10 protein-coding genes and 1 pseudogene are annotated in these 11,036 nt (G+C 62.4%); 6 read left to right on the forward strand and 5 right to left on the reverse strand.

Annotation, left to right across the window (positions count from 1 at the left end; genetic code table 11):
* Positions 1–2,944, reverse strand: a 2,944-nt coding sequence (locus AC4DF4_RS16135; protein WP_490049138.1) for an MG2 domain-containing protein, incomplete at its 3' end; no start/stop codon positions are given.
* A gap of 134 nt (positions 2,945–3,078) precedes the next feature.
* Here AC4DF4_RS16135 and AC4DF4_RS16140 point away from each other — a divergent pair.
* From AC4DF4_RS16140 to AC4DF4_RS16150, 3 genes are all read left to right on the forward strand, one after another.
* Positions 3,079–4,074: an alpha/beta fold hydrolase gene (locus AC4DF4_RS16140; protein ID WP_490049139.1), complete on the forward strand. Its 996-nt coding sequence runs from the start codon at positions 3,079–3,081 to the stop codon at positions 4,072–4,074.
* A gap of 80 nt (positions 4,075–4,154) precedes the next feature.
* Complete coding sequence (gene rpmB / locus AC4DF4_RS16145) at positions 4,155–4,418, forward strand: 50S ribosomal protein L28 (RefSeq protein WP_490049140.1); 264 nt, start codon at positions 4,155–4,157, stop codon at positions 4,416–4,418.
* A 51-nt stretch (positions 4,419–4,469) separates the two neighbouring features.
* The gene (locus AC4DF4_RS16150; protein ID WP_490049141.1) at positions 4,470–4,601 is read left to right on the forward strand and encodes a hypothetical protein; all 132 of its coding nucleotides are present in this window, start codon (positions 4,470–4,472) and stop codon (positions 4,599–4,601) included.
* Positions 4,602–5,113: 512 nt separating this feature from the next.
* Here the strand turns inward: AC4DF4_RS16150 and typA are convergent.
* The 4 genes from typA to AC4DF4_RS16170 form a co-directional block, all read right to left on the reverse strand.
* The gene (gene typA, locus AC4DF4_RS16155; protein WP_490049142.1) at positions 5,114–6,949 is read right to left on the reverse strand and encodes a translational GTPase TypA; all 1,836 of its coding nucleotides are present in this window, start codon (positions 6,947–6,949) and stop codon (positions 5,114–5,116) included.
* Between the two features lie 134 nt (positions 6,950–7,083).
* Positions 7,084–7,227 carry a hypothetical protein gene (locus tag AC4DF4_RS16160; RefSeq protein WP_490049143.1) on the reverse strand — a complete coding sequence of 48 codons (144 nt, stop codon included), beginning with the start codon at positions 7,225–7,227 and terminating at the stop codon, positions 7,084–7,086.
* On the reverse strand, positions 7,218–7,448 hold the full coding sequence (locus AC4DF4_RS16165) for an addiction module protein (protein WP_490049144.1): 231 nt from the start codon (positions 7,446–7,448) through the stop codon (positions 7,218–7,220). Before AC4DF4_RS16165 ends, AC4DF4_RS16160 begins: the two co-directional genes overlap by 10 nt.
* Before the next feature lie 150 nt (positions 7,449–7,598).
* Positions 7,599–8,174 (reverse strand): hypothetical protein, encoded by a 576-nt coding sequence (locus AC4DF4_RS16170; RefSeq protein WP_490049145.1) that lies wholly within the window; start codon positions 8,172–8,174, stop codon positions 7,599–7,601.
* A 91-nt stretch (positions 8,175–8,265) separates the two neighbouring features.
* Here AC4DF4_RS16170 and AC4DF4_RS16175 point away from each other — a divergent pair, with 91 nt between their 5' ends.
* The 3 genes and pseudogenes from AC4DF4_RS16175 to AC4DF4_RS16185 all read left to right on the forward strand — a co-directional run.
* Positions 8,266–9,165, forward strand: a complete 900-nt coding sequence (locus AC4DF4_RS16175; protein WP_490049146.1) for an MYG1 family protein — start codon at positions 8,266–8,268, stop codon at positions 9,163–9,165.
* A 98-nt stretch (positions 9,166–9,263) separates the two neighbouring features.
* A complete protein-coding gene (locus tag AC4DF4_RS16180) occupies positions 9,264–10,082 on the forward strand; it encodes a hypothetical protein (RefSeq protein WP_490049147.1) in 819 nt (272 codons plus the stop codon).
* A 39-nt stretch (positions 10,083–10,121) separates the two neighbouring features.
* Positions 10,122–10,988 (forward strand): annotated as a pseudogene (locus tag AC4DF4_RS16185) (transposase); the annotation flags it as partial.
* Between the last annotated feature and the right edge of the window lie 48 nt (positions 10,989–11,036).

Consider the following 11,036-nt stretch of genomic DNA (forward strand, 5'->3'; position numbering starts at 1 on the left):
AATAGGTGACGGTGGCGAAGGCGCGGCCGTCCGGGTCGGTGCCGCGGAGGGTGAGGAAATGGCGGCCGTTGGACTTGGGCGTGACGGTTAGGACGGTGCCTTGCCCGGCGGAGGCGGCGGGGTCGAGGGTGAGTTCGGTGGTGGAGATGGTTTCCTCCTCGACGTTGTTTCGCGTGGTCGTCGCGCCGGAATCCATGCGGGATTTCACTGCGGAATTCACCTCGCGGGTGAGCGTGGCGGTGACTTTCACGGCTCCGGGAAAGGGCTCGCCGTTAGGATCGGTGGCGACGATTTTCAACGGCACGGCGTCGCCCGCGCGGACGAGGCTGTCGATCCTGGAAACGCCGACGTAGACCGTCGCGGGATGCACCGTGGTGGTGGTGGCGGAGGTCAGGGTCTGGTTGTTGGCATCGGTGACCTCGGAGGAAATGACGACTTCGCGGGAGGTGGGGAATTCCGCCTGCGGGATGGCGACGGATAGAGTGGCCTTGCCGTCGGCGGAGAGCAGGGCCTCGCCTTGGACCTGGGTGGTTTGGGTCTCGGCTTCGTCGTCATCGCGGTAGCCGAAGTAGTGATACCAGTAGGCCCAGTCGTTGGTGCGGTGATTGCCGAAGAGGAAGTCCCGGAAGCGTTCGGGGTAGGGGTTTTGCGCGGTGACGCGGCTGAAATATTTCACCTTGCCGGCGGCGACGGGCTGGCCTTGGTAATATTTTGCGGTGAGGTCCACGGAAATGTTAGTCGCGCCGGGCGCGGGCGTGGCCACGGTTTGTCCGACCTCGAAGGCGTTGCGGCGGAATTCCTCGACGCGCAGGGGAAGCTCGAAGCGGGCGCTGGCGAGGAGGGCTTCTTGTTTTTGCCACTGGTCTTCGAGCCCCGCGGCTTCGGCGAGTTCCTCGGGGTATTCGAGGCGGATCAGGTGGGTGCCGGTTTTTCCGGCCGGCAGGGAGTAGGTGAAATCGAAGGAGCCGTTTTCCGAGATCGTGACCGGGCGGGTGTGAATTTCCTTCTCGGTGGGATCGATGATGACGACGAGGGCCGGGCCGGGTTTCGCGGGCTCGATGGCGTTGCCGCGCTGGGTGCGGACGATGCCTTTCAGGTGGACGGTTTCGCCGGGGCGGTAAAGCGAGCGGTCGGTGAAGAGAAACGCCTTGCGCGGCGCTTCGGCGGGTTTGTTCCACGAATAGCGGACCGGGAAATGCCAGAGGCCGACGCTGTCGAGCGAGGAGTCAAAAGCGGTTAGGTAGCTGTCCGCGCCGAGCGAGGCGTGGAGGTGGCGGAGCGCCTCGGAGCGGGGAATGGTGGCGAGCCCGGAAGCATCGGTGGTGGCGGACTGGAGCGCGACGGCGTCCTCGCCGTAAAGTTGGAGTTTCACGCCGGGAAGAGGCGCGCCGGTGTCGCAGGAAAAGGCGTAGATCATGGCTTCGTGCGGGGTCAGCTTCCAAGCGAGGCCGATGTCGGTGAGCTGGAGGATCGCCTGCGTCGTCGGGCGGTTCTCGGTGTCGCAAGTCGCGTGGCATTTTCCCGAGGCCTCGACGAAAAGCACGCCGTAGCGCGTGCCTTTGGGGAGAACCTCATCCCAGTCGAGGGTGATGATCTTGGTGGTGTCGATGGGGTTGCCGAGGGGGATTTCCAGATCCGCGACGGGCGTGCCGACGATCAACGGATAGGGAACGGGGGCGGTGGGGCGGATCGGCTCGTTGTTAGGTCCGTTGCCGGTGAAATGGCGATAGCCTTGGAAGGCGCGGATGAGGTCGGCGCCGGCGAGTTTCTTGATGCGGACGCGGGCGCTTTCGAGATTGAGGGTGAGCATCCGGTATTTGCGGTTGCCGTTAGCGAGCTGGCCGACGTCTTCTGAGGGAAAGGCGATGTGCGGCTTGAGGTGCTCGAAGGTGATTTTCCGGGTCAACGCCCCGGCGAGTCCAAGGCCGCCCTTGGAGGTGAACGGAGGCTTCAGGGTGACCGTGTAGGTGTCGTTTTCCGAGAGATCTCCGGACAGCTCGATTTCCCGTCCGTCAGCCTCGGCCTGGAGGTTTTCCGGGCGCGGGGAGATCTCGATGCAGGTTTCGAGGAAATCCGCAGGCAGCTTTTCCGGGGCGGGCTGGTTGAGGTGGATGATGATATGGCGGGGCTCGTCGGCGACGACCCGCGGCTTGATGTCGGTGATTTTGAACGGCTCGATTTTGCCGATTTCATAACCGCTGTCTTCGGTGAGGCGGGCGTTGGCGGATAGGTTCGGCAGCCCCTTGAGCACGGAGACTTCCCAGCCCTTGCCGACGGGAAGCGGTGAGACGGGGGTGGCGACGATGATGTTGGGTGCCGGGCTCTCGGGCGTGGTTTCCGGAGTCGGGGCGTTCGGGAATCTCGCCGCCCATGGCTTGTGGTTGTTCGCGTAATAACCGGCGCGCTCGACGGTGGCGCGCTCAAGGCGGGCGGCGACGCGCTGGCCGGAGTTCGAACTGAACGAGACAAACGCCGCGGCGGCCGCGGGATCGACGGCGTCGTTGAAAACAATCAGCCACGCGCCGGTTGACGGCGAGTAGTCCGACGACCAGCGGTTAGGAGGATTCGCGGTGATGACGCGGAACGGTTCGCTGGCGAGCGTGGCGAATTTCCCGGCGGGAACGGCGGATTGGTCAAGATGGGTGTGGTTTTTCGGGATCGAAAACGTGTAAGTCGCGCCGATCGCCGGAGCTTGCGCGGGGATGAATTGCGCGATGTTCTGCGCCTTCCACAGCAGCTTGCCGGGCAGCGCGGGCTGTATTTCAAGCCAGGTGTTGTCGGTGGTTTTTCCGAGTTCGGAAGTGGCGATGACCGGCGAGTCGAGGACGAGGTCGATTTGGGATTCCGGGACCAGCGACGGCGTGGAAACGACCAGCCGGGGAGCGGCGGAAGCGGCCAGCGGGGTGGACAGGATCGCGGCGATGACGGGGAGGTGGCTTTTCATGAAAACAAGGGATTGGACCGATCGCATGCATATACGAAATCCGGCTGATGGGAATTCAATTTATTGCGAGGGCGCGGTATTTTCAGGGCAGCATGCGGCATTGCGCTTTCGTTGATTTCTGCGAAATTCCCGGCATGCCACGATTTGCGATTTCGAAAATCAGCAGGCTCGCCGCCTGCGTGGTGGCGCTTTTCGTGGTCGCGTGCGCTCCCCGATACACGCTGGTGAACCACCAGAAATCGCCGGGAGCCAAGTCCGCGCTCGACACGAAGGTGGATCGCTTCGGTTATCGCAAGTGGATTTCGGAAGCCACCGAGCCGGACGTTGTGCTCATCGGCATCCACGGATTTTGCGGGGCTTCCATCGACTACGCGAACCTCGGCAAGCACCTTCTCCAATACCAGCCGGCCACCGGGCTTTACGCCTACGAGGTCCGCGGTCAGGGCAGCGATCCGATTCGCGAGCGGCGCGGCGATATCGGCGATCCGAGGGACTGGTATCGCGATTTGTTTGCTTTCACCCAACTGGTCCAGGAGCAGCATCCGGATGCCAAAATCGTGTGGTTTGGCGAGAGCATGGGCGCGCTCATCGCCGCGCATGCCTGGCGCGAGTCACCCGCCGGCGATCCGCCTTGTGACGGCCTGATCCTGTCCTCCCCGATCGTCCGCTTCCGCGACGACATTCCCGCGTGGACGCCGGGCCTGGTGCAAATCGCGGCGACCACGCTGCCGCTCGCCCGGATTTCCCTGGCGACCCTCGCCGGCGGCCAGGACGTGCAAATGACGCAGACGACCACCCACGCGGAGCAGAGCAAGAAAAACCCCTACAGCGTTGAGCAATACACGCTGCGGATGATCGGTGCGCTTGCCGGGCTGATTGAAAACATGAACGCCTGCGCGGCCGCCTTCCGCTCTCCGGTCCTCGTCCTGCACGGCGGAAAGGACTATTTCAACAATGATTCCGACGTCCGCGGCTTCGTCGCCCGGATCCCGCCGGGGGCCTCGAAAACCTACCGCGACTACCCGCAGGCCTTCCACTTGCTGATGTATGACGAGAAGAAGGAGGTCATTTTCAAGGACATCGAGCGCTGGCTGAATCTGCTGCGGAAAAACCGGCTGAAGCAACTTTAAGCGGAAATTGGCAGAATTCGTCTTGACGGGTCGGGTCTGGTGGCCATTCTCCGCGTCCCGCAACTCCAACCAATTTTTTTATGGCACGTATCTGTAGTATTCGAGGAACCCGCGTCCGCTCCGGCGGCAAAATCCACCGTTCAGGTTTGGCCAAGAAAAAGGGCGGTATCGGTCGTCACGTCACCAAGGTCGTGAAGCGCACGATTTCCCCGAATCTCCAAAACAAGCGCATCTGGGTGCCCGAGCTCGGCAAGTTCATCCGCATCAAGCTGAGCTGCCGCGCGCTGAAGACCATCAACAAGAATGGTGCTTTCGTGACGCTCAAGAAGGCCGGTATCATTTGAGTTGCCGCTGAAATTTTCAAATGGCCCGGTGGCAACACCGGGCTTTTTTTTGTGTCCGCGATTTCAGCCGATCACGCAGGGCACCAGGGTGCCAGCGTCCCGGCGCTCATCCCGCGGAATCGCTGGGAGTATGTCAGCCCCGGCACCGGCGATGACACGGTGCCGGTGCCGGGCGGCGATTGATTCCGTGGAGGCGTTGACGCCGGACGCGAACGGCTGGCGCGGCGTGGATTGCCAAGGAATTTGCTTTTGGCGGGAGGCTTCTGAAACAGCCGTTGAGCTAATACACGGTGCCATCGCGTTGTTCGAAGGCGAGTTCGTTGGTGATGGCGGTGCTGCCGGACGGGAAGATGGGAAGTTGGATTTGCGGCATGGCCGCGGCCTAATTGCACCGGATCAAAACTGCCAGACCGGGTTCATTGGTTTTCCCGGCGAACCGGCAACTTCCCGGGAGAGGTCAGGATGGCTGAGGCTATTTGGAAAGCCATCCGCTCAGGAGGTTTCGGACTTCCTCGTGTGCTCCCCAAAGACGCCGCCTGAGACCGGACACTCTCGCCATCTCTGCTCGGCAAATCGATGTCATTCAAACTGCGGATGCCCGGGTGCCTGCGGAAAAGGGGACGCAAAAAAAGCCTCTCGTTCGCACGAGAGGCTTTTTGGGAAGGGGCCTGGCGGTTGGAGACCGCCGCCACGGGTTAGCGGGCGGCGCGGTCTTCGGTGCCTTTTTGCGCCCGCTTGCGGACGTTGGCGTCGAGGATGCGCTTGCGCAGGCGGATGTTGAGCGGGGTGGCTTCGACGAGTTCGTCGGCATCGATGTATTCGATGGCGCGCTCGAGCGAGAAGCGCAGCGCCGGGGTCAGCTTGGAGGTCTTGTCCTTGCCGGACGAACGCATGTTGTCGAGGTGCTTTTCCTTCACGGGGTTGACCGGGAGGTCGCCCACGCGTGGGTTTTCACCGACGAGCATGCCGCCGTAAACCGCATCGCCGGGAGCGACGAAGAGAATGCCGCGGTCTTCGAGCGTTTGCAGGGAGAACGGGGTGGCGGTGCCGGCGTCCATGGAGACGAGCGTGCCGGTGGTGCGGTTCTGGATTTCACCGGCGTGCGGTGCGTATTCCTTGAACAAGTGCGACATGATGCCGTGGCCGGACGTCAGGTTGACGAGCTCGGTTTCGAAACCGATCAGGCCCCGCGTCGGGATGGTGGCTTGGATGAAGACGCGGCCGGAGGCCTCGGTGTCCATGTGCTCCATGAGTCCCTTGCGGTTCATGAGGATTTTCAGGATGCCTTGGGTGTAGTCGCCCGGGGCTTCGACGTAGAGGGTTTCGAAAGGTTCGAGCAGCTTGCCGTTGTCGTCGCGGCGATAGATCACGACCGGACGGGAGACGAGGACTTCGAAGCCTTCGCGGCGCATTTGCTCGACGAGCACGGCGATCTGCATGGCTCCGCGGGCGGAGACGTTGAAGACGCCGGACATGTCGGTGTCCTCCACGGTGATGGAGATGTTGGTCTTCAACTCGCGCATCAAACGCTCGCGGATGGCGCGCGAGGTGACGTGTTTGCCTTCTTTGCCGGCGAGCGGGCCGTCGTTGATGGAGAACTGCATCGAAACGGTCGGCGGGTCGATGGCGACGAATGGAAGCGGTTCCTGTTCGGCGCTGCCGGCGATGGTTTCGCCGATGTCGATGTTTTCAATACCGGCGGCGATGCCGACGATACCGCCCGCGCCGCAACCATCGGAGTCGGCGGTGGCGAGGCCGGAGTAGGTGAAGGTCTTCATGACCTTGGACTGCACCTTGGTGCCGTCCTGGCGGAGAAGGAAAATAGTGTCGCCCTTTTTCACGCTGCCGCCGAGAACCTTGCCGACGGCGACGCGGCCGACGTATTCATCCCACTCGATGTTGGAAACGAGCATGAGGAACGGTGCCTCGGGATCGGCTTTCGGCTCGGGGATGAACTCGATGATTTTCTTGAGAAGCGGGATGCAATCCTTCCGCTCGTCATCGGGATGATCCATGAAATAGCCGTCACGGGCGGAACCATAGACGAATGGGGCGTTGAACTGCTCGTCGTCGGCGTCGAGGTCGAGGAAGAGTTCGAGGACTTGGTCGTGGACCTTGAGCGGAGTGGCGAGCGGGCGGTCGATCTTGTTGATGACGACGATGGGCTTGAGGCCTTCCTGCATGGCCTTCCGCAACACGAAGCGGGTTTGCGCCTGCGGGCCGCCGGAGGCGTCGACGACGAGGAGCACGCCATCGACCATTTTCATGACGCGTTCCACTTCGGCGCCGAAGTCGGCGTGGCCCGGGGTGTCGACGATGTTGATGGTGTAGCCTTCCCAGAGAATGGCGGTGTTTTTCGCCTTGATGGTGATGCCCTTTTCGCGCTCGAGGTCCATGGAATCCATGGCCCGCTCGGTGGTGGCTTGGTTTTCACGGTAGGTGCCGCCCGCTTGGAGAAGCTGGTCGACGAGGGTGGTTTTCCCATGGTCAACGTGGGCGATAATGGCGAGATTTCGAATTTTCAGAGACATGGGAACGATTGGATAATGGACGGCCTCCGTGCGAAGGGGGGCGGGCTATGCACGGTTTTTCCCGGGATGGCAAGGCGGGATTCGGGATAATGTTTCCGCTGCGGTGGAGAAACATGGATTCACCCATCGTCGCATCAGCGGGAATCGGCAAGGGCGAAGAATTTCTTCCGGTCGCCGGAGTCAAGGAACCGAGCCCCCAGTCCGTGGATCCGTTGTTCGTAAAACCGGGCCGCTTCGATGAGTTCAGCCTCGGCGTCGGGGTGGTAGATCAGGCGCATCCGATGGCGTTCCGGGCGGCTTGCATGACCTCGTCGTGAGTGCGGCCGGTCACCGCGCCTGAAGTAAGCTCTTGGTCGCGGCGAATCGCTTCCTCCACCGCTTGGTCCTCGTCGGCATTTGCCAAGCCGACGTCAATACTCTGCCAGAGCGCCTGCGCGAGGGAAACTCGCTCGGAGAGCGGAAGCGACATTGCTGCTGAAGTGAGTTGCTGCGTGGACATGGGTAATGAATAGCGTTTCGACGGGTGCAGGTCAACTTGGGAGGGCCATCGTCCATGAAAACCTGCTCCGTAAACCATCCGGTGCATGAATTGAAAATCCGTCCCGAAAGCCGGAGATCGCAATCACCAGGCCGATCGTCAGAACACGGGTCACGAAATTGAAGGATCGCTTGCCGATCTTGCGTCCGCGAAGAATTTCCGCCGGTCGCGGGACTGGAGGAAAATCACGGCGAAGAGGGAAATCATCAGCAGGATGAAGGAGAGGATGAAGCCTTCCAGCAAGGTGGTGGCGTAGATCGGGAGGAAGCTTTTGTCGGCGGCATTTCCGTTGAAGAAGTTGAAGGCATTGGTGCCCGAGTGGAGAAGTTCCGCAGCGCGGGCCAGCAGCCCGACTGAGAGGAACCCGCACCAGAAATCCGGAATGAACAGCATGAGCTTTTCGGACGGCAGCACGAGCAGCGACAAGCCGGAGATCCACGCGCGGATCTTGGCGCCGAGTTTGAGTGCGCGTGAGAAAACATGGCTGGGGGCAGAAAGCGGACCGTCGAGCGAGGTGAGCGTGGCGTAAAGCAGAATGAAAGTGCCGATCGCGGCGAGCATCGCCGCCACCGCGACGGGGCTCCGCAATTTCAACCAAGCCGCGGCGATGATGAAGCTGGGCAGGGCGTTGAGCAGACAGTGGAAGGTCCAGTGGCGGAGTTGGCGGCGGAAGGTGGCGGGGTTCATGGTTGGCGGGAGGTTTGGCCGGCTTCGGTGAAACCTGGATGAAGCTGACGTGAAAAAACCAAGCGGAAAGGGCGATTTCAAAAAACTTCCCATGACGCCGGGACTGCTTAAGGTGCCGGCCTTCCGCATGACTTTTTCCAAAATCCTCACCCACCCCGGCGGCTCGCACAAAGACGAGTTTCTGGCCTGCTGTCTTCTACTCGCCGAGAATCCGGTGACCATCGTCCGCCGCGAGCCGACGGCCGCGGATCTGGCGGATCTCTCCACCGCGGTGGTCGATGTCGGCCACGAGCACGCGCCGGCGCGGGGGAATTTCGATCATCACCAGTTTCCGAAGGACCACCCGCCGGTGTGCGCGCTGAGTCTGGTTTTGCAGCACCTCGGGGTTTACGAGGACGCGCGGAAATTCTGCGACTGGCTGGAGCCGGCGGAATGGTTCGACACGCGCGGGCCCATCGAGACGGCGCGCTGGCTCGGCGTGGCGCGGGAAACCCTGTTCAAACTGAACTCGCCGATCGATACGACGCTGCTCCGCCGCTTCGCCGGGGCGTGGGAGTTGCAGCCGGGCGAGCCGCTGTGGGAGGTGATGCGCTGGATCGGCCAGGACTTGCTCGACTATTTGAAGAACCTGCGCGAGCGGCTGAATTTCATCGGCGACGTCGGCGAGTTTTGGGAAATCGAAACACCGACCGGGCCGTTCAAGGTGTTATATATGCCGCGCACCTCGCCGATGCCGGACGAGCCGTCGTCGGGTTTGGCGCGGTTCATCGAGTCTCATCCGGCGGCGAGCGAGGTGGCGGGGCTGGTGTATCCCGACCGCCGCGGCGCGGGTTTCGGGCTCTCCCGCCACAACGATCATCCGGGCTTGGATTTCACCCGGATCGAGGGCTGCGAGGACGTGCATTTCGCGCATGCGCGCGGTTTCGTGGCGAAGACCTCGGCGACCGATCCGGCGAGATTGCGGGAGCTTCTCGGACAGTCCTGGGGATGAAACCGTCATCATGCTGAAAACAAGCTCTTGCGCGGTTCCGGTAGCGGTGGGACTCGTAGCTGGTGCCGCTGCGGCAATTCCCCTTCGACCCGACTCCCATGCGTGAAACCCTTATTGTCATCGGCCTGCTGATTCTGGCGGTGGCGCTGCGCTCGGCGCGGACTAGCTGCCTGCGCAAGCTCGGGGCGCTGACGTTTCTGGCGGCGAGTTTTTGCCTGCTCTATTTCCTGACCGGCAGTCTGCTCGGCGGCCTGCTCGGCGCCTTGCTGTGGTTTTTCCTGCCATGGATCGAGCTACTCACGCGGATCCGGCGGATGCGCCTGCCGCTCAACAACCGGTTGCGCCACCGCGAAGTGCCGAATCCGTCGTTCTTCCCGAACGCCATCGAGGCTGCCGCGGCGATGGAGGAAGCGGGCTTCGAGCACGTCTCGGACTGCGGCTGGGAATGGGCCGGGATGCAGCAGTTTTTCCGGCTCTTCTGGCACCCGGAGGAGCGCGCGGTCGCTGCGGTCTGCCTGTGCGAACAGAGCGACGTGGCCTTCGCCTTCATTTCCATCACCTCGCACGACACCGACGGCGGAACCTGGCGCACCACGAATTTCCCCTTCGCGCCGACGCTGCAATACCCGCCGAAGGTCCAGTGGAACCACGTCCCGTGCGAGCGCAGCTGCTTCCATCAGATTCTGGCGGACCACCGGAAATATCTCGGCCGCGTGAAGATCCCGGTGGATCGCCTGAGGATGCCGGACCCCGAGGAAATCGAAAACTCCATCGAGCAGGAAATGCGCACACAGGTGGATCACAACCTCGCCGCCGGACTCATCAAGCTCACCGGCGACGGGCATTTCCAATACTCCAAGCGCGGCCTCGTCTTTCTCTGGGGCCAGTTCATCAAGGACATGGTCCGGCTCTGCTGATTCAGACCTGGACGAGCTCGCAACTTCCTCCGCTTCCACCCCCACCTCCATGTCCTCGCCCGCGACGGCCTCTTCACCCGCGACGGCCTCTTCACCCGCGACGGCCATTTCCACTGCATGCCCGCCGAAGATCTCGACCCTGCCATCGAACTCTTCCGCCACCGCTTCCTCCACGCCCTGCGCGAAGCCAAGCTCATCAGCCCCGGAAAACTCGCCGACCTGCTCTCCTGGCAACATTCCGGCTTCCACATCCACGACGGCGGCGAAAAACCCGTCGCCGCCCACGACAGCGCCGGCCGCAAACGCCTCGCCGAATATCTTCTGCGCCATCCCTTCTCCCTCCAGAAAATCACCTGGAACGCCAGCACCCAGACCGTCATCAAAGGTGGCGCGCTACCGCCGGGAGCGCATGCCAAAGGGACGCGAAAGCCCAGCCCAAGCACAGGCCGTCAGTCGATCCTTGGCATCCAGCTTTCTCCCTCCTTTGGCATGCGGCCTACGGCGAGGCCGCGCTACCAACACAAAACCCGTGGCCAAACTCCGCTCATCCCCGACCGCATCATCCGACTGCCCAAACCTGAGCCTCTGCCCGAAAAACCGCCGCCTGCCCAAATCCTCCTCATCCCCGCACCACCGAAACAATCCGCTCGCGACATGCGCCCCCTCTGGCGTGACCTCATCCTCCAGATCTGGCCTGCCCTCCGTAGCCTTCCTGACCTCCATAGCCTCGGCGACGGAGGTGGCGAAGGATGGGGGCGGCGATCCGCTCCAGTGCCCCTGCTGCAAGGGCACCATGAAACCCGTCCGCAAAGTCATCCGCCGCGAGGAAATTCAATTCTTCCTCCGTCTCCATGGGCTGTGGGAGGGAATCCTCACACTCCCGCGCCCGCCGCCTCCGCCCTTTGACATCGAGACCATGGAGCCTATCGAACCACCTTGGCAGGCGATCAAGGA

This window comes from Luteolibacter sp., assembly GCF_058122085.1.

Coding starts and splice junctions, on each gene's coding strand:
- AC4DF4_RS16140 (WP_490049139.1), top strand. CDS start 3,079: ATGCCACGATTTGCGATTTCGAAAATCAGCAGGCTCGCCGCCTGCGTG.
- rpmB (WP_490049140.1), top strand. CDS start 4,155: ATGGCACGTATCTGTAGTATTCGAGGAACCCGCGTCCGCTCCGGCGGC.
- typA (WP_490049142.1), bottom strand. CDS start 6,949: ATGTCTCTGAAAATTCGAAATCTCGCCATTATCGCCCACGTTGACCAT.
- AC4DF4_RS16160 (WP_490049143.1), bottom strand. CDS start 7,227: ATGCGCCTGATCTACCACCCCGACGCCGAGGCTGAACTCATCGAAGCG.
- AC4DF4_RS16165 (WP_490049144.1), bottom strand. CDS start 7,448: ATGTCCACGCAGCAACTCACTTCAGCAGCAATGTCGCTTCCGCTCTCC.
- AC4DF4_RS16170 (WP_490049145.1), bottom strand. CDS start 8,174: ATGAACCCCGCCACCTTCCGCCGCCAACTCCGCCACTGGACCTTCCAC.
- AC4DF4_RS16175 (WP_490049146.1), top strand. CDS start 8,266: ATGACGCCGGGACTGCTTAAGGTGCCGGCCTTCCGCATGACTTTTTCC.
- AC4DF4_RS16180 (WP_490049147.1), top strand. CDS start 9,264: ATGCGTGAAACCCTTATTGTCATCGGCCTGCTGATTCTGGCGGTGGCG.